Origin of the sequence: Mesorhizobium sp. CA5 (assembly GCF_020165105.1) — a bacterium.
GTDB lineage: Bacteria > Pseudomonadota > Alphaproteobacteria > Rhizobiales > Rhizobiaceae > Mesorhizobium.
In genome coordinates, this window is the sequence record NZ_JAIUHJ010000001.1 from 430,983 (window position 1) to 449,173 (window position 18,191).

Genomic DNA, 18,191 nt, shown 5'->3' on the forward strand with positions numbered 1-18,191 from the left:
AAAAAGTTCAATCTTCATTGAACTAGCGCTTATGCCAGCTTGGGCGAGGGGAAATCCGCCCTTGCACGGCGCTCCTTCGGCCATACTTATAGGCAGAGACCCGCAATGCAGGATGGATCGATGACCATCGAGAAAATTTCGCGCTCCGTAATCGCCGTGCGCGCCACGGTTCCGGACGACGCCTTCACCGCCAATGCGCTGGGCACGCGCCGCGAGGGCAGCGGCGTGGTGATCCGCGACAATGGGCTGGTGCTCACCATCGGCTATCTCATCACCGAGGCCGAGGAAGTGTGGCTGACCGACCAGGATGGCCGTGTGGTGGCCGCGCATGCGCTGGCTTACGACCAGGAGACCGGCTTCGGCCTCGTGCAGGCGCTGTCGCCGCTCGGCCTGCCGGCTGTCCAGCTCGGCAATGCCAGGAAAGCCAAGATCGGCGATGCCGTGACGCTCGCCGACGGAATCGGCCAGCAGGTCGATGCCCACATCGTGACCAAGCAGGAATTCGCCGGCTATTGGGAGTATCTGATCGACGAGGCGATCTTCACGGCGCCCGCGCATCCGTCCTGGGGCGGCGCCGCGCTGTTCGACCGCGCCGGCAAGCTGCTCGGCGTCGGCTCGCTGCGCCTGCAGATGAGCCGCGCCGGCGAGGTGGCCGACATCAACATGGTCGTGCCTATCGATCTTCTGACGCCGATCCTCGACGATCTGATCAAGCGCGGCCAGGCGGCGAAGGCGCCGCGTCCGTGGCTCGGCGCCTTCTCGGCCGAGTCGAACGGCATGGTGGTGGTGATGAGCGTCGCCGAAGGCGGCCCGGCCGCGCAGGCGGGCCTGCGCCAGGGCGACATCATCTCCGATGTGCGCGACGGCGAAGTCGACGGTCTGGCCGATTTCTACAGAAAACTCTGGCAGAACCCGGCGGGTGCGGAAATTCCGCTACGCGTCGTGCGCGACGGCCGCGAGACCTGGCTGCGCGTCAAATCCGCCGATCGCAATTCCTTCCTGAAGAAGCCGCAGCTGCAGTAGGCTCGGAGCGCCGGTGCATCCCAGGTTGCTGAAGACCTTTCTCGCGGTCGCGCGTACCCGCAACGTCACGCGCGCGGCGCGGGAGGTCAATCTCGCCCAGTCGAGCGTCAGCGACCAGATCCAGGCGCTGGAGACCGAGCTTGGCGCCAGCCTCTTCACCCGCTCGCGACAGGGGCTCTCCCTGACGCCGGCCGGCGAGGCGCTGAAACCTTATGCCGAGGAACTGCTGGCGCTCGCCGGCGACGCGCGGGCCGCCATCGATGCCACGAGGGCCGGGACGGCCGGCACAGTGTCGATCGGCGCGCTGGAGACCATCGCCTCGGCAAGGCTTGCCGGCTGGCTTGCCGGCTTCCGCGCCGGTCATCCGGACATCGACATCAAGCTGAAGATAGCCGGAAGCGGCGAGTTGCTGCGCAGGCTGGGCGACGGCGAGATCGACGTCGCTTTCTGCTTCGAGCGGCCCCCAGAGATCGATGTTGGTGAGACGGACCGCCGCCTTGCCAGGCGCGTCATGGCGATCGAGCCGCTGGCGCTGATAGCGCCGCCCGGCGACAACCGGGCGGATGTCGATCTGGCGACGCTGGCCGAGAAGCATTTCGTCGCCACCGAGGCAGGCTGCGTCTACCGCGCCTTGGTCGACAAGGCATTCGCCGAGGCAGGCCTCGGCAATCCCAACCTCGCCGCCGAAGCCGGCAGCATCGACGCCATTGCCGGGCTGGTGGCGGCCGGCGCCGGCTTCGGTCTCGTTCCGCGGATCGCGGTCGCCGCCGCGATCGATCGCGGCGAGGTGTCCGAGCTTGCCTGGCCTGGGCCGGTCCGCTCGGCGGACGTGGTGATGATCTGGCGGCGCCGGCGCGTCCAGCCGCCGGCGCTGAAGGCACTGCTCACCGCCATAGGGGAGGGGTTCGCCTTGGTCACACCAGGCGATGCCCGCCCTCGATATGCAGCGTCTCTCCCGTCGTAAAGCCATTGCCGATCAGGAAGCGGATTGCGTCGGCGATGTCCTCCGGCTTTCCGATCCGACCCACCGGCAGTCGTTTCGCCATCGCCGCAAGCGTGTCGTCCTTTCTGTCGCCGGCGACGAACTCCCAGATCGGCGTGTCGACCCAGCCGGGCGAGACGGCGTTGACCCGGATCGGCGCCAGTTCGACGGCCAAAGCCCGCACCAGCCCGTCCAATGCGGCGTTGACGGCGGCGACGACCGCGCCGCGCGCCGCCGGCCGGTGGGCGGCAATGCCCGAGACGAAGGTGAGCGAGCCGGCTGACGGCAGCTTCGGCGCGCCGTGCTTGGCGAGCAAAAGCGGCCCGTAGAACTTGCTCTCCACCACCTTTTGCGCGGCTGAAAGCTCGATCTCGGGCAACAGCCGGTAGGCGCCCTCGATATCGGCCGCCGTGCTGACGATGTGGTCAAGCCTGCCGATGCGCTGAAACAGTGCGGCGACCTCATCCTCGCGGCTGATATCGACCACGGCTGTTTCGAGCGTGTCCGGCTGGCCCAGTCCTTCCCGCGCCGCGTCCAGCTTCGCTTCGCCGCGCCCGGCGATGATGACGCGCGCGCCTTCCTCAAGGCATCGCCTGGCGAGCGACAGCCCCATGCCCGAGCTGCCGCCGGCGATCAGGATTTTTTGCTTCTCCATGTCCATGCCTTTCCTTTGCATGGACATGGCTTGGCAGGTCGCCGCGCGAAGCGGAAACGGAAGAAATCGATGGTGGTATCGGAGCCTCCGATGGCATCATGTACCGCCTGCTGACAGAAACTGGCACCAGGGCAGCGCTACAAAAGCATCGGAATCATCCACACTGTTGCGACGAAAGACGAGGTGACGATGGCGCCCATCAAGGTGGATCCGAACAAGGTGCGCGAATTCGCGGATGCCGAAAGCTTCTATGCCTGGCTTGCCGACAACCACGCCAGCGAAAGCGAGGTCTGGATCAAGATCCACAAGGTCGGTTCTGGTCTCGCCTCGATCACGCCAAAGGAGGCGATCGACGTCGTGCTTTGCTTCGGCTGGATCGACGCGGTGCGCAAGTCGCTCGACGAGAGGAGTTTCCTGCAGCGCTACACGCCGCGCGGCAGGAAGAGCATCTGGAGCAAGATCAACATCGACAATGTCGCGCGCCTCATCGAGGCGGGCCGCATGACCGAGCAAGGCCTCAAGCAGGTCGAGGCCGCCAAGGCCGACGGTCGCTGGGACCGCGCCTATGGCGGATCGAAGGAGATGACCATCCCGCCCGACCTGCAGGCCGCGATCGATGCCGAACCGAGGGCGAAAGCGGTGCTGGAGAAGCTTTCGGCACAGAACCGCTTCGCGCTCGCCTTCCGCGTCCACAACATGAAGACCGAGGCCGGCCGCAAGAAGAAGATTGCTGATCTGGTGGCGATGTTGAAGCGCGGCGAGACGATCCACCCGCAGAAGAAGTAAGGCATGATCCCGAAATGGTTCCAGGGTTGCCCACTAAGTCCGCAAACAAAAACGCCGCCCGGGAGGGAGGGCGGCGTTTTCGGGAAGCGATGATCCTGAACCCTTAGCAAGCGGTCTCGGATCATCCGGTCATGAAGGCCGCAACGCGTCAGGCCTTATGCGGCCTTCTTCGCAACATGCTTCTTCATCACATGGTGCTTGCGCGCGTGGTGCTTCTTCACGTGATGATGCTTGCGAGCATGATGACGGTGGTGCTTCCTGAGCTTCTTGTGCGGGCCATTGGCGGCAGGCTTCGCCGTCTCGGTGGCCGAGGCCGGAGCAGTGGTCGTGGCGGTCGTCGTGGTCGCAGCGGGTGCGGTTGCTGCGGCGTTGGCTTCGGTGGTGCCGAGCGCCGGCACCGCGAAAGCGAGGGCGATGGCCAGGCCGAGTGCGGAAAGAAGGGTCTTTTTCATAATCGGCGTTCCTTGGGTTGGACTTTTGTCGCGCGCCGTAAGTTCGGCTGCTGCGGTACCGCTTATGACACCCGCTTTTTTCGCGAGTTTTTCCGGACTGTTGAATCTTGTTTCTAGATTGTGTCTGGGGAGGCCTTCGCTCTTGGAATGCGCAAGTGCCCACATGCCGACGGCAAGGGGCGGCGCTTCCGCGGTTACATCTCTGCCGAGCGCGAATCCGGTTGGGTCCCGGCTCATGAGCTGTATTGCATAATGATTGCAAATTCTTCCCGCTAATCAATCGCCGTGATCGATGCGATCTTGCTGACGGCACGAATAACCGAGGATCAGCAGCGATGACCAGTAAGGCAAATCATTCCGGCAAGGTGGCGCTCGTCACCGGCGGCAATCGCGGCATCGGTCTGGAGACGGCGCGCCAGCTTGCGGAACTCGGCTTCACCGTGCTCATCGGTGTGCGCGACCTCGCCAAAGGCGAGACGGTGGCAAGGACACTTGGCAGCGCCGTCGAAGCCATCGAGCTGGATGTCGCCGCGTCCGAGGCCGCAGACCGCGCCGCGGCCGAGGTCGAGAGCCGGTTCGGCCGGCTGGACGTTTTGGTCAACAACGCCGCCATCCATTACGACCCTTCGGCGCAGGCACTCAGGCCCGACTGGACGGTGATCCGCGAGGCATTCGAGACCAATGTCTTCGGCGCCTGGCGCGTCGCTGCCGCCTTGGCGCCGCTGCTTGGCGCTTCCGGCCACGGCCGTTTGGTCAACGTCTCGTCGGAAGGCGGCTCGCTCGCTTCGATGGGCGCCGGCGCGCCGGCCTATTCGACCAGCAAGGCGACGCTCAACGCGCTGACCCGCATCCTGGCGGCTGAGCTGCGCGGTGCAGGCGTCCTGGTCAATGCGATCTGCCCTGGCTGGGTCGCGACCGACATGGGCGGCCCAGGCGGCCGTCCGGTCGCGCAAGGGGCGGCCGGCATCGTCTGGGCCGCTACTCTGCCGGACGACGGTCCGACCGGCGGCTTTTTTCGCGACGGCAAGCGGCTGGCGTGGTGAGCAGAAAATAGAAACTTAAGACAAGCCATTGAAAAGTATAAATTTTCCACTCGGGCGTCGAAAAGTGAGCGTGAGAGTGGAAAAGCCAGACAATGCAAGCACTTAGCCTGCATGTCGCCTGTCTGTTTGGTAAGCGCTGGTCTGCCGATAGCCATGCTACGAAAATAGCATTCTCGGCCCGCGACATGTGGTGCTAGGCTCGCGCCCGTGCACCCAAGGCACGCTGCGGCCCAGCTCGCAACAGGAGGGCCCGCCACAGGAGGAGCGGCAGAGCGGGATCGAGGCTCCAATCCAAAATCCGAAGGAACTGTTGAACCATCGCGAGGCAGCCGCGTTTCCCGTGGTTGCCACATGGGAGGAACCACCAGTGAAAGCATCCTATCTCGTCTCGGCCGCGCTCCTTGCGGCATCCGCAATGCCGGCCGCGGCTGGCGAAATCTCCGACGGCAAGGTCAAGATCGGCATCCTCAACGACCAGTCGGGCGTCTATGCCGATTTCGGCGGCAAGTGGTCGGTCGAGGCCGCCAAGATGGCGGTCGATGATTTCGGCGGCAAGGTGCAGGGCGCGCCGATCGAGATCGTCAGCGCCGACCATCAGAACAAGCCTGACATTGCCTCCAACATCGCGCGCCAGTGGTACGACACCGAGCAGGTCGACGCGATCATGGAGCTCACCACCTCGTCCGTGGCGCTGGCCGTGCAGGGGCTTTCTAAGGAAAAGAAGAAGATCGACATCGTCACCGGGGCGGCTTCCACCGACCTCACCGGCAAGCAGTGCTCGCCCTATGGTTTCCATTGGGCCTACGACACGCACTCCCAAGCGGTCGGCACCGGCGGCCAGCTGGTGAAGCAGGGCGGCGACAGCTGGTATTTCATCACCGTCGACTATGCCTTCGGCTATTCGCTGAAGGACCAGACCGCCAAGCTCGTCGAGGCGAGCGGCGGCAAAGTGCTGGGCGAGGTGCGCTATCCGCTCGGCTCCACCGACTATTCCTCCTTCCTGCTGCAGGCGCAGTCCTCCGGCGCCAAGATCGTCGGGCTCGCCAATGCCGGCCTCGACACCTCGAACTCGATCAAGCAGGCAGCCGAATTCGGCATCGTCGCTGGCGGCCAGCGGCTGGCCGCGCTCCTTTTCACACTCGCCGAAGTGCACGGGCTGGGCCTGCAGGCGGCGCAAGGCGTAGTGCTAACCGAAGGGTTCTACTGGGATCGCGACGACAAGAGCCGTGAATTCGCCCAGCGCTTCTTCAAGCGCACCAACCGCATGCCGAACATGATCCAGGCCGGCACCTATTCGGCGGTGACGCAGTATCTGAAGGCCATCGACAAGGCAGGCACCGACGGGACAGAGGCGGTTGCCAAGGAGCTGCATGAGATGCCGGTCAACGACGTCTTCACCGCCAACGGCAAGGTGCAGGCCGACGGCTCGATGGTGCACGACATGTATCTCTACCAGGTCAAGAAGCCGGAAGAGTCGAAGAAGGACTGGGACTATTACACCTATCTGGCGACCATTCCGGGCGACAAGGCCTTCATGAAGGCCGAGGACAGCGGCTGTCCGCTCGTCGCCAAGTGACGCTCGACACCGCCACCGCTGTCCGCCCGAACAGCACGGACCAGATGCCGCGGGTGGTGCTTTCCGCCCGCGGCCTGCGGCGCGACTTCGCCGGCTTCGTCGCGGTGAAGGATGTCGACCTCGACGTCCATCACGCCAAGATCCATGCGCTGATCGGCCCGAACGGCGCCGGCAAGACCACCATCTTCAACCTCTTGACCAAATTCCTGCAGCCGACCAGCGGCAGGATCGAATTGCTCGGCACCGACATCACCCGCACGCCGCCGGCGAAAGTGGCGCGCATGGGCCTCGTGCGCTCCTTTCAGATCTCGGCGATCTTTCCGCATCTCTCCGTGCTCGACAATGTGCGCGTCGCGCTGCAGCGCCCAAGCGGGCTGGGCTACCAGTTCTGGCGCCCGGTCTCGGCGTTGGATCGGCTTACGCCGAGGGCGCGCGAGCTGCTCGCCATCGTCGGCCTCGATGACGCCGCGCATCGTCTCGCCGGCGATCTCTCCTATGGCCGCAAGCGCGTGCTGGAGATCGCCACCACGCTGGCTCTCGAACCGAAGGTGCTACTGCTTGACGAGCCGATGGCCGGCATGGGGCATGAGGATGTCGGCACCATCTCCGGCATCATCCGCGCGCTGGCAAAAGACCGCGCCGTGCTGATGGTCGAGCATAATCTGACCGTCGTTGCCGATCTCTGCGACTGGATCACCGTCATGCAGCGCGGCCAGGTGCTGGCGGCTGGCGACTACGCCGCCGTCAGCCAGGACGAGCGCGTCCGCGTCGCCTACATGGGAACCGAGCATGAGTGAGCCGCTGCTTGCCGTGCGCGACCTCCACGCCTGGTATGGCGAGGGCCATGCGCTGCATGGCGTCAACCTCGACGTCATGCGCGGCGAGACCGTGACGCTGCTTGGCCGCAACGGCGTCGGCAAGACGACGACGCTGCGCGCCATCATGGGCCTGATCCGCAAGCGCACCGGCTCCGTCACCTTCAACGGCAAGGACCTGATCCGCCTGCCGTTGCACCGCGTCGCGCATCAGGGCATCGGCTTCGTGCCGGAGGAGCGCGGCATCTTCGCCACTCTTACCGTCGACGAGAACCTGATCCTGCCGCCGGTCGTGGCCAAGGGCGGCATGAGCGTCGAGGAGATATTCGAACTTTTCCCGAACCTCAAGGAACGCCGCAACAGCCAGGGCACGAAGCTGTCCGGCGGCGAGCAGCAGATGCTGGCCATCGCCCGCATCCTGCGGACCGGCGTCGAGATGCTTTTGCTCGACGAGCCGACGGAGGGCCTGGCGCCCGTCATCGTCCAGCGAATCGGCGAGTTGCTGGCGACGTTGAAGAAGCGCGGCATGACCATCTTGCTGGTCGAGCAGAACTTTCGCTTCGCCGCCCGCATCGCCGACCGCTTCTACCTGATGGACCACGGCAAGGTGGTGGAGGGTTTTGCCGTCGGCCAGCTGACGGCGCATACCGACAAGCTGCACGAGGTGCTGGGGGTATGATGGTGCCATGACCATGATCTTCGGCATCCCAATCCAGGCACTCCTCGGCCAACTCCTCGTTGGCCTGATCAACGGCTCTTTCTACGCCATGCTCAGCCTCGGGCTCGCCGTCATCTTCGGCCTGCTGCGCATCATCAATTTCGCCCATGGCGCGCTCTATATGCTGGGCGCCTTCATCGGCTATCTGCTGCTGGTGCATTTGGGCATCGGCTACTGGCCGGCGCTGGTCCTGGTGCCGCTTGCCGTCGGCCTGTTCGGCATGGCGATCGAGCGCATGGCCCTGTCGCGGCTCTACCGCCTCGACCCGCTCTATGGCCTGCTCTTCACCTTCGGCCTCGCCTTGGTCATCGAAGGCGTGTTCCGTTATTATTACGGCGTCTCCGGCAATCCCTATGCCGTGCCGACGCTGCTCGCCGGCGGCACCAATCTCGGCTTCATGTTCCTGCCCAATTATCGCGGCTGGGTGGTGGCGGCTTCGCTCATCGTCTGCATCGGCACCTGGCTGCTGATCGAGAAGACCAGGCTAGGCTCCTACCTGCGCGCCGCCACCGAGAACCCGGAACTGGTCCAGGCCTTCGGCGTCAACGTGCCGCTTCTGCTCACGCTCACCTACGGGCTGGGCGCGGCGCTTGCTGGGCTCGCCGGCATTCTCGCCGCTCCGGTCTACCAGGTCAGCCCGCTGATGGGCTCGGACCTGATCATCGTCGTCTTCGCCGTCGTCGTGGTCGGCGGCATGGGCTCGATTCTCGGCGCCATCGTCACCGGCTACTTGCTCGGCCTCGCCGAGGGCCTGACCAAGGTCTTCTATCCCGAGGCCTCGAACCTCGTCGTCTTCGTCATCATGGCGATCGTGCTTTTGCTCAGGCCCGCCGGCCTGTTCGGAAGGGACGCCTGAGATGAGCCAAGCGACCCTTCACGCAGAACGCGCCGCCGCCTCCTTGAGGCTCGAACGGGCGCTGGTGGTGCTGGGCATCGTGGCGCTGATCGCCGCGCCCTTCGTCATCTACCCGATCTTCGTCATGAAGATGCTGTGCTTCGCGCTGTTCGCCTGCGCCTTCAACCTGCTCTTGGGCTACACCGGCCTGCTTTCCTTCGGCCATGCCGCCTTCTTCGGCGGCGCGGCCTATTTTTGTGCCTATGCGGTGAAGGCCTGGGGCTGGCCGCCAGAGGCCGGCATCCTGCTCGGCACCGCAGGTGCCGCGGGCATGGGCCTCGTCATGGGCTTCCTCGCCATCCGCCGGCAGGGCATCTATTTCTCTATGATCACACTGGCGCTGGCGCAGATGTTCTATTTCTTCTGCGTCCAGGCGCCCTTCACCGAGGGCGAGGACGGCATCCAGGGCGTGCCTCGCGGCCACCTGTTCGGCGTCGTAGACCTCAACGTCACGATGAACATGTATTTCTTCGTGCTCGCCGTCTTCCTGATCGGCGTCTTCGCCGTCTGGCGCATCGTCAACTCGCCTTTCGGCATGATCCTGCGCTCCATCCGCGAGAACGAGAACCGCGCCATTTCGCTCGGCTATTCCGTCGGCCGCTACAAGCTCGCCGCCTTCGTCATGTCGGGCGCGCTTGCCGGCTTTGCCGGCGCGACCAAGGCGATCGTCTTCCAGTTCGCCACGCTCACCGACGTCACCTGGCAGATGTCTGGCGAAGTGATCCTGATGACGCTGCTCGGCGGCATCGGCACCATGGCCGGCCCGGCGGTCGGAGCCGGCCTGGTGGTCGGCCTGGAGAATACGCTGGCCACCTCCGGCTTCCCGGTGACGATCGCCACCGGCCTGATCTTCATGATCTGCGTGCTGGTATTCCGGCGTGGGATTGTCGGAGAGATCTATGCAAGATGGCTGGGGCGCGTCGATGCCGGCAGCGACAAGCCTTGATGCCCTGAGCGATCAACTGGCGAACACCTGGAGCTAGGCCGCGCGCTTCGGTTCGACCGCGAACGGGCTGAGCCCGAGCCAGCTTTGCATCTTCCTGCCAATGGCCTTGTCGCCGGTCAGGACGACCTTCACGCCGGCCTTCTCGACAGTCAGCACGCCCATCCAGATTGCGGTCATCGTGTGGAGATCGGTCGAGACGTAGAGGTCGACCTCGAAACCCGGATCATACCAGCACAAATCGACCTCGCCATGCTTCTCGACGATCAGCCACCACGAGCGTTTCGAGGCTGGGAGGTCCTGATACAGAAATTGTATCACGGTTCTTCCATCAGGCAGCGGCGAGGGGTTCAGATTACGCCGCATATCCCACATCAGCAGCGACGGATCGAGGTTCTTCAACGACAGCCGGGACTCGACCCATTTCTGTCCCCAAAAACCCATCGCCTCGACAACAGGGCGCAAGTCGCATCCCGCCTCGGTCAGCCGGTAGTCGAAGATACCCTTCTCGCCGGGGACTTCCCGGCGCTCCACGATCCCTGCCAACTCCAGCTCCTTCAGCCGTTGCGACAGAAGGGTCGGCGACATTTTCGGCACGCCGCGGCGCAGGTCGTTGAAGCGGGTTGAGCCCGCCACCAGCTCGCGCATCAACACCATCGTCCAGCGGGTGCACAGCACCTCGGCGGCCATCGATAGCGGGCAGAACTGCTTGTAACCGTGCTGGGCCATGATCGGCGCCTCCTCAAAAGTTGGCCGGACATTAGACCTTCATGAATGAAGCGGCGAGTACAGAAACTGTACCGGGCCGGTACAGATCCAGGACTGGTTGGCGCGAGCTCTGCCGTGCGAGCCGTTTGGCCGACGCACGGATATCCCTGTGCGCAGCAACCAGGAGAATGACCATGACTGCTTACCTTATCGCGGACATCAAGGTGAAAGATCCGAAATGGATACCGGACTACGCCGCTACCGTGCACGACCTCGTTCACAAGCACGGCGGCAGATATCTTGCGCGCAGCGGCAATGTGAAGACGCTCGAGGGCAAGCCGCTCGACACGACGCTGATCGCGCTGATGGCCTTCCCATCGGAAGCGGCGGCGCACGCCTTCACCAATGATCCGGCCTACGCCCCCTTCGTGTCGGCCCGCCAGGGCGGCAGCGACAGCCGCTTTCAGCTGATCGACAACACCGACCTAGCCGGAACGATTTCATACCTGCCGAAGGGATGATCGGCGGCCGCCGCATCGAACCCGGGATCATCAGGCACAAACAGCCACGGCGCTTGCACCTTCGCCGACATGAACCCGAAAGTGTCGTGCGAACACGCTGCGTCGCCGACCCAGTAGAGGTTGGAGATTGGCGAAAACCGGGACGGCAGCCTATCTCCCCACTTGTTGGGGAGGTCGGCAGCTTCGACGCCTCACCCCACCGGCACCTCCATCCCCACCTTCACCCGGTCCATGGCGACAAACGTGCGAAACCTTTTGACGTTGTTGTTCTCAAAGAACAGCCGCCTGGTCAGCGCCTCGTAATCGGCCATCGTCGCCACCGTGACGACGAGGATAAAATCGGCCTCGCCGGTGACGTAGTAGCATTGCTGCACTTCGGGCACTTGGGCAAAGCCGCGCTTGGCGGCATCGATCAGCTCGGCGCGTTCGCTCTCCACCTCGACCTCGACGAAGATCGTGATCGGGTGGCCGACCTTGGCCGGATCGACCAGCGCTACATTGGCGCGAATGACGCCGGTCTCCTCCATGCGCTTGATGCGCCGCTGAACGGCGGGCGCTGACAGGTTGACCCTCTCGCCGATCGTGCGCTGCGGCGTGGCGTTGTCCTTCTGCAGGATGGCGAGGATGGCGCGGTCGAAGGCGTCGAGTTCGGGCGAAATGGACATGGCAGCGTTTCCCAACGAAACAACTTGCAATTCAAGCGCCAAAACAGAGCGCCTTTCTCGCTTGGCCTGCAATAAATTTCAGTCGTCAAGATGGAGAAAGCCGACCATGTTCCTGCTCAACCGCCACCCGGACCATCGCCAGCCGCTGACCGAGGAGGACGCCGCGACGCTTGGGCTCGCCGGGGCCGACGAGGCCGAGCGCTTCCTTGCCACGCGCGACAACCATGCCGAGACGCCGCTGCACGCCCTGCCGGCGCTGGCGGGCGAACTCGGCATCGGCGCGCTGCACGTCAAGGACGAGGGCAAGCGCCTCGGCCTCGGCAGCTTCAAGGCGTTGGGCGGCGCCTATGCCGTCATGCATCTGGTGCTGAAGCAGGCAAGCAGGCAGCTCGGCCGCGCCGTCGCGGTCGAGGACCTGCACAAGCCTGAGGTGAAGGCGATCGCCGGGCAGATGACTTTCGCCTGCGCGACCGACGGCAATCATGGACGCTCGGTGGCGCAGGGTGCCGGCCTTGTCGGCGCGCGCTCCGTCATCTTCGTCCACTCCGGCGTCAGCAACGAACGCGTGGCGGCCATTGCCCGCTTCGGCGCCGAAATGGTGCGCGTCGCCGGCGATTACGACCAGTCGGTCAGGGAGGCCGCCCGCGTCGCCGCCGAGCGCGGCTGGACCGTCGTCTCCGATACGTCTTGGCCGGGCTATGAGCGCATACCCGGGCTTGTGATGCAGGGCTACACGGTGATCGTGCGTGAAGCACTGAAGCGTTTGCCTGAGCCGCCCACCCACGTTTTCCTTCAGGCCGGCGTCGGCGGCTTCGCCGCGGCTGTGGGTGGCCATCTCGCCATCATGCTTGGCGAGGATCGCCCGAAGGCAATCGTGGTCGAGCCGGCGCGGGCGGCCTGCGTCTATGAGACGGCCAAGGCCGGACGCCCGGTCACGATCGCGCACAGCAAGCCGACGGTGATGGCGATGCTCGAATGCTACGAGTCGTCTCTGGTCGCCTGGCGCGTGCTGTCGCGGATCGGCGATGCTTTCATGACCGTGGACGAGGAAGATGCCGTCGCGGTGATGAACCGTCTGGCGAGACCTGCCGGCAACGATCCGGCGATCGTCTCGGGCGAGAGCGGCGGGGCAGGGCTCGCCGGTCTGATACGCGCGGCCGCTGACAAGACGATGCGCGCGGCGCTTGGTCTCGATGGGAATTCCCGCGTGCTGATCATCAATTCCGAAGGCGCCACCGATCCCGGCCGCTATGCCGAGCTGGTCGGAATGGCGCCGGAAGAAGTCGCGCAAGCGAGGCTGCCGGCATGAGCAATCTGATGATCAACGCCGACCGGCTTCTCGGCCGTATCCAGGAACTCGGCAGTATCGGCCGCGATGCGCAGGGGCGGCTGGTCCGCGTCGCCGCCTCCGAGATGGACCGGCTCGGCCGCGACCGCTTCGTCGGCTGGCTGGAAGAGGCAGGGCTCGAGGTCGCCGTCGACCGCATCGGCAACATTTTCGGCATCTGGCGGGACGACGCCAATGCGGGCCAGCCGCCGGTCATGCTCGGCTCGCATATCGACACGGTGATCGATGCCGGCATCTATGACGGCTGCTATGGCGTGCTTGCCGGCCTCGAAGCGATCGAGAGGCTGAGGGAGGCCGGCTTCGCGCCGGCGCGCCCGATCGTGGTTGCCGCTTTCACCAACGAGGAGGGCGTGCGCTTCTCGCCCGACATGATGGGCTCGCTGGTCTTTGCCGGCGGTCGGAACCTTGAGGAAGCGCTGGCCTCGGTCGGCACCGACGGCACGGTGTTGGGCAAGGAGCTGGAGCGCATCGGCTATGCCGGTCGGCATCAGCCCGGCTTCCTCAAGCCGCATGCCTATGTCGAGCTGCATGTCGAGCAGGGGCCGGTGCTCGAGCGCGAGGGCATCGCCATCGGCGCGGTCGAGAACCTGCAGGGCATTTCCTGGCAGCGCGTTACCATCGACGGCGAGGCCAACCATGCCGGCACCACGCCGATGTCGATGCGAAAGGACGCAGGCGTCGCCGCCGCTCGCGTGATCGGCTTCTTGGCGGACCAGGCCAGCGCCTCGTCGACGCGCACCGTCGCCACCGTCGGCACCATCGCGTTCGAGCCGAACGCCATCAACGTCATCCCGTCGCGCGCGACCTTCACCATCGACCTGCGCGATCCCGACGAAACGCATCTTCGCGAAGAGGAAGCGGCGCTTGCCGCCTTCCTCGACAAATTGGCCGCAAGCGCCGGCGTCACCGTCCATGCCGAAAGCCTGGCGCGTTTCGAGCCGGTGACCTTCGATGCCCGCATCGTCTCGCTGATCGAGGACGGCGCCAGGGCCGCCGGCCTTTCGTGCCGGCGCATGACCTCGGGCGCCGGTCACGACGCGCAGATGATCGCCCGTATCGCGCCGTCCGCGATGATCTTCGCGCCGAGCCGGGGCGGCATCAGCCATAACCCCACCGAGTTCACCGCTCCCGAGGAGCTGGTCGCCGGCGCCAACATCCTGCTTGGCGTCGCCGCCCGGCTGGCGGCCGACTGATCGCGGGAGGAAGATAGGCGTGCCGCTGGGGATGAAATACCACCAAAAATAGTCATGTTGGCTGGATCTGGTCGTCCGAAGTGAACATCCGGCGACATCCAATCGAAACAAACTTCAATCACTTAGCCAATTAAAGCATCCAAAATCGCGCCCGAATCGCGCCCGCCGACAGAGTTCAGTGCCTCGCAGGAAGACTAGCATGCTGCTTCTCAACCAACGTCCCGAACACAACCAGCCGTTGGTTGCCGCCGATGCCGAGTCGCTCGGCATTGCGGGGGGCGAGCGGGCCGAGCGTTACCTCGAGGCGCGCGACGATCATGCCGAAACGCCGCTGCACACCTTGCCGGCGCTGGCCGATCACCTCGGCGTCGCGGCACTTTATGTCAAGGACGAAGGCCAGCGTCTCGGCCTTGGCAGCTTCAAGGCGCTGGGCGGCGCCTATGCCGTCATGCGGCTGGTGCTGGAGGAGGCCGGCAAGCGCTTCGGGCGCGATGTCGATATCGACGAGATCAACGATCCCAAGCTGCGCGCCATCGCTGCTCAGATGACATTCTGCTGCGCAACGGATGGCAACCATGGCCGTTCGGTGGCGCAGGGGGCCGGCCTCGTCGGCGCGCGTTCGGTGATTTACGTCCATGCTGGCGTAAGCCGCGAGCGTGTCGCGGCCATCGCTCGCTTCGGCGCCGAGATTGTCGAGGTCGAGGGCGGCTATGACCATGCGGTGCGCGAAGTCGCCCGCGTCGGTGCCGAGCGCGGCTGGAAGATCGTCTCCAACACGTCCTGGCTCGGCTATGAGCGCGTCCCCGGACTGGTCATGCAGGGCTACACGGTGATCGTGCGCGAGACGCTGCGGCGCTTGGCCGAGCCACCGACGCATGTCTTCCTGCAGGCCGGCGTCGGTGGCTTCGCGGCGGCGATCGCCGGCCATGTGGCGGTCATGCTTGGCTCCAGGCGGCCGAAAGCCGTGGTGGTCGAGCCGCGGCGCTCGGCTTGCGTCTACGCCTCGGCTGAGGCCGGACGTCCGGTGACGATCGCCCAGCAGCAGCCGACCGTGATGACGATGCTCGAATGTGCCGAGCCGTCCTTGGTCGCCTGGCGCGTGCTGGCGCGCGTCGGCGACGCCTTCATGACGGTCGAAGAAGAGGACGCGGTCGCCGTAATGAAGCGGCTGGCGCAGCCCTTGGGCAACGATCCGGCCATCGTCTCCGGCGAGAGCGGCGGCGTCGGGCTCGCCGGACTGGTCCGCGCTGTGGGCGACGGGCAGATGCGCGCGGCGTTAGGTCTCGATGCCGGCTCCCGCGTGCTCGTCGTCAACTCGGAGGGCGCCACCGACCATGGCCGGTTTGCCGAGCTGGTCGGGATGGCGCCGGCAGAGGTGTTCCTGCAGACTGCCTGAGAGCAATTCCAGGAAAAGTTGCGACGGTGGTGCGAAGAAGGTTCGCAGTGGCTAGGCGATCGGCGACGGCGGTCGAGCGCTAAATTCCCTCCAAGAGGGGAGATGCCCGGCAGGCCAGAGGGGGCGCTGTCCCACCGGCGTTTCAGTTTTTGCAGTCACAGCCAAGCCGGTAGCGACCAGCTCTACCCCAACAAAATCAACGCCGCGATCCTTCACGCCCCCCTCTGGCCTGCCGGCCATCTCCCCCTCTTGGGGGGAGACTAACTGAACCACTCCCGGTAACCCTTTTTTCTCTGCTTTCATGCAATATTGCCGGGACGGGATGGCAAGAACAAAGAATGGCGGACGACGATAAACGCAACGGTAAGTTCTGGGCGCTGGCGCTTGATCGCGCTCATCTCGGCCTATGGGACTGGAATTTGTCGACCGGCGATTGCTACTATTCGCCGACCTGGTCGAAGATGTTGGGCTATGAGGCGAACGAGCTCGCCAACACGCCCGATCTCTGGCTGAAGTTGACCCATCCCGACGATCGCCAGCGCGCGCAGGAAAGCGGCGACCGGCATATTGCGGGCCTCGTCGAATCCATCGAGACGGAGCTGCGCCTGCGCCACAAGGACGGCCACTGGGTCTGGGTGCTCGACCGCGGCGGCATTGTCGAGCGCGACGCCGACGGCAAGCCGCTTCGGATGATGGGCGTGCAGACCGACATCACCCGGCAGAAAGAGGCCGAGGAGGCGCTCGAGCAGGTCAACATCCGCTTCCGCCTCGCGATTGCCGCCAGCGGCACGGGCATCTGGCACCACGATATCGGTACGAAGAAGAGCTATTGGGACGCGCGCACGCGCGAGATCTTCGGCCTGGTTGCCGATACCGATGAGGTGACGGCCGACCTGTGGCACACCTACCTTCATCCCGACAACAAGGAAGCCACCGAGCGAGCGCATCTGATCGCCCCCGGCTCGAACAGCGTCGTCGCCTCACAATACCGGATCGTCCTGCGTGACGGCCAGGTCCGCCATCTCGAATCGCTGGTGCGTTTCATTGCCGGCGTCGGCTCGGCCGGCCAGATTTTGGGCACGGTACGCGACATCACCGAGGAGAAGACGCGCGCCGAGGAGCTTGCCTTCGCCGCGCGTCACGACGCGCTGACCGGGTTGCTCAACCGTTCGGCCTTCGACCGGCTGCTTGCCGAGAACATCGCCATGGCCGGGCGCCTGCCGCTTGCCGTGTTCTATGTCGACCTCGACTACTTCAAGGCGCTCAACGACTATGCCGGCCATGCCGCCGGAGATCTCGCGCTGAAGAGCGTAGCGGCGGGCATCCTCGCCAGCCTGCCCGCGTCGGCGCAGGCGGCGCGCCTCGGCGGCGACGAATTCGCGCTTTTGGTGCCGAACTGCAATGACGCCTGTGCCGAGCACCTTGCCCGCGCGGTGCTTGCCGCGGTGCGCGACGCCGATATCGGCACTGCCGTCACCTCGCGCAGGCTTGCCGCCAGCATCGGCATCGCCTTCGTGCGCGACCCCAACATGAGCGTGGCCGACGCGCTCGCCTGCGCCGACGATGCCTGCTACGCCGCCAAGGCCGGCGGCCGGGACCGCTTCGCGGTGTTCTCGCCGGAAACGACGTCGGGCGCCGGCCTCAATGCCGCACGGTTGGCCGCGGACCTTGTCGATGCGATGGAGGACGGCCGGTTGAAGCTGTTCGGTCAGCAAATCCATCGGCTCGGCCAGCCATGGGAAGATAGCCGCCACGTCGAGGTGCTGGCCAGGCTCGAGGCCCGCAACGGCAAGATGATCCCGCCCGGCGATTTCATGCCGGTCGCCGAACGCTTCGGCCTTGCCGCCCGGCTCGACCGCTGGATCATCCGCACCGCGCTGACGCGCCACGGCGAGGCGATGCGCGCGGGCGCCATCTCGCTCGACTTCAATTTGTCGGCGCAGACGCTTTCCGATCCGCAGCTCTGGGATTTCGTCGACGAGGCGATCGCCGACGGTGGCGCGCCGGCGCCGGCCATCGGCTTCGAGATCACCGAAACCGCCGCCGTCACCAATTTCGATGCCGCGGCCGAGTTCGTGCGCAAGGCCAGGCAACGCCGCTGCCGCGTCAGCCTCGATGATTTCGGTGCCGGGATGAGTTCGTTCGAATATCTCAGGCGCTTCCCCGTCGATGCTATCAAGATCGACGGCTCCTTCGTCGAGCACATCGCCGAAAGCCGGTTCGACCGCGAGATCGTTTCGGCGATCACCGGTATCGCCCGCTCGATGGGCGCTGCCGTGGTTGCAGAGAAGGTCGAGGACAGGAACGCGCTGGATATTCTCATGGACATGGGCGTTGCCTATGGCCAGGGCTATTTCCTGCACCGGCCCGAGCCGCTGGAGGCGATCGTGGCGAGAGCCGTAAGCGGCACTGCGTCACCGTCGCGGCCGCATGCTAGGTCGGCACAAAAATAAGACGTTCCTAAAATTGCAA

General features: G+C 65.1%; 18 protein-coding genes. 14 read left to right on the forward strand and 4 right to left on the reverse strand.

Going from position 1 to position 18,191, the window contains the following annotated elements; genetic code table 11:
• Positions 1-120 precede the first annotated feature (120 nt).
• Positions 121-1,023: a S1C family serine protease gene (locus LB529_RS02310; protein ID WP_140840637.1), complete on the forward strand. Its 903-nt coding sequence runs from the start codon at positions 121-123 to the stop codon at positions 1,021-1,023.
• Between the two features lie 13 nt (positions 1,024-1,036).
• On the forward strand, positions 1,037-1,987 hold the full coding sequence (locus LB529_RS02315) for a LysR family transcriptional regulator (protein WP_224710052.1): 951 nt from the start codon (positions 1,037-1,039) through the stop codon (positions 1,985-1,987).
• Here the strand turns inward: LB529_RS02315 and LB529_RS02320 are convergent.
• Complete coding sequence (locus LB529_RS02320) at positions 1,938-2,666, reverse strand: SDR family oxidoreductase (protein WP_224710123.1); 729 nt, start codon at positions 2,664-2,666, stop codon at positions 1,938-1,940. The genes LB529_RS02315 and LB529_RS02320 overlap by 50 nt on opposite strands.
• 183 nt (positions 2,667-2,849) lie before the next feature.
• Between LB529_RS02320 and LB529_RS02325 the strand changes: the two genes are divergently transcribed.
• The gene (locus LB529_RS02325) at positions 2,850-3,446 is read left to right on the forward strand and encodes a YdeI/OmpD-associated family protein (RefSeq protein ID WP_224710053.1); all 597 of its coding nucleotides are present in this window, start codon (positions 2,850-2,852) and stop codon (positions 3,444-3,446) included.
• Between the two features lie 155 nt (positions 3,447-3,601).
• Here LB529_RS02325 and LB529_RS02330 read toward each other — a convergent pair whose 3' ends face one another.
• A complete protein-coding gene (locus LB529_RS02330) occupies positions 3,602-3,898 on the reverse strand; it encodes a hypothetical protein (protein WP_224630168.1) in 297 nt (98 codons plus the stop codon).
• Between the two features lie 335 nt (positions 3,899-4,233).
• Here LB529_RS02330 and LB529_RS02335 point away from each other — a divergent pair, with 335 nt between their 5' ends.
• From LB529_RS02335 to LB529_RS02360, 6 genes are all read left to right on the forward strand, one after another.
• Positions 4,234-4,941, forward strand: coding sequence for an SDR family NAD(P)-dependent oxidoreductase (locus tag LB529_RS02335; RefSeq protein ID WP_224611542.1), 708 nt, complete (start codon positions 4,234-4,236; stop codon positions 4,939-4,941).
• A 367-nt stretch (positions 4,942-5,308) separates the two neighbouring features.
• Positions 5,309-6,517 carry an ABC transporter substrate-binding protein gene (locus LB529_RS02340; RefSeq protein ID WP_140840649.1) on the forward strand — a complete coding sequence of 403 codons (1,209 nt, stop codon included), beginning with the start codon at positions 5,309-5,311 and terminating at the stop codon, positions 6,515-6,517.
• A 44-nt stretch (positions 6,518-6,561) separates the two neighbouring features.
• A complete protein-coding gene (locus LB529_RS02345; RefSeq protein ID WP_140841060.1) occupies positions 6,562-7,314 on the forward strand; it encodes an ABC transporter ATP-binding protein in 753 nt (250 codons plus the stop codon).
• Complete coding sequence (locus tag LB529_RS02350; RefSeq protein WP_140840651.1) at positions 7,307-8,011, forward strand: ABC transporter ATP-binding protein; 705 nt, start codon at positions 7,307-7,309, stop codon at positions 8,009-8,011. Before LB529_RS02345 ends, LB529_RS02350 begins: the two co-directional genes overlap by 8 nt.
• 7 nt (positions 8,012-8,018) lie before the next feature.
• Positions 8,019-8,906, forward strand: coding sequence for a branched-chain amino acid ABC transporter permease (locus LB529_RS02355; RefSeq protein WP_095768370.1), 888 nt, complete (start codon positions 8,019-8,021; stop codon positions 8,904-8,906).
• Position 8,907: 1 nt separating this feature from the next.
• Entirely contained in the window at positions 8,908-9,891 is a 984-nt protein-coding gene (locus tag LB529_RS02360) for a branched-chain amino acid ABC transporter permease (RefSeq protein ID WP_224611540.1), read from the forward strand.
• A 33-nt stretch (positions 9,892-9,924) separates the two neighbouring features.
• Here the strand turns inward: LB529_RS02360 and LB529_RS02365 are convergent, their stop codons facing one another.
• On the reverse strand, positions 9,925-10,617 hold the full coding sequence (locus tag LB529_RS02365) for a winged helix-turn-helix transcriptional regulator (RefSeq protein WP_224544620.1): 693 nt from the start codon (positions 10,615-10,617) through the stop codon (positions 9,925-9,927).
• Between the two features lie 173 nt (positions 10,618-10,790).
• On the opposite strand from LB529_RS02365, the gene LB529_RS02370 reads away from it, so the two are divergent.
• Positions 10,791-11,117 carry a DUF1330 domain-containing protein gene (locus LB529_RS02370; protein ID WP_140645515.1) on the forward strand — a complete coding sequence of 109 codons (327 nt, stop codon included), beginning with the start codon at positions 10,791-10,793 and terminating at the stop codon, positions 11,115-11,117.
• Between the two features lie 191 nt (positions 11,118-11,308).
• Here the strand turns inward: LB529_RS02370 and LB529_RS02375 are convergent, their stop codons facing one another.
• Positions 11,309-11,782, reverse strand: a complete 474-nt coding sequence (locus LB529_RS02375) for an Lrp/AsnC family transcriptional regulator (protein ID WP_095768373.1) — start codon at positions 11,780-11,782, stop codon at positions 11,309-11,311.
• Between the two features lie 106 nt (positions 11,783-11,888).
• On the opposite strand from LB529_RS02375, the gene LB529_RS02380 reads away from it, so the two are divergent.
• The 4 genes from LB529_RS02380 (at position 11,889) to LB529_RS02395 (ending at position 18,172) form a co-directional block, all read left to right on the forward strand.
• Positions 11,889-13,091, forward strand: coding sequence for a diaminopropionate ammonia-lyase (locus LB529_RS02380; protein WP_224710054.1), 1,203 nt, complete (start codon positions 11,889-11,891; stop codon positions 13,089-13,091).
• A complete protein-coding gene (locus LB529_RS02385) occupies positions 13,088-14,323 on the forward strand; it encodes a Zn-dependent hydrolase (RefSeq protein ID WP_224710055.1) in 1,236 nt (411 codons plus the stop codon). Before LB529_RS02380 ends, LB529_RS02385 begins: the two co-directional genes overlap by 4 nt.
• Before the next feature lie 199 nt (positions 14,324-14,522).
• Positions 14,523-15,719, forward strand: coding sequence for a diaminopropionate ammonia-lyase (locus LB529_RS02390; RefSeq protein WP_224710056.1), 1,197 nt, complete (start codon positions 14,523-14,525; stop codon positions 15,717-15,719).
• A gap of 338 nt (positions 15,720-16,057) precedes the next feature.
• On the forward strand, positions 16,058-18,172 hold the full coding sequence (locus tag LB529_RS02395) for an EAL domain-containing protein (RefSeq protein WP_224710057.1): 2,115 nt from the start codon (positions 16,058-16,060) through the stop codon (positions 18,170-18,172).
• Positions 18,173-18,191: the final 19 nt, after the last annotated feature.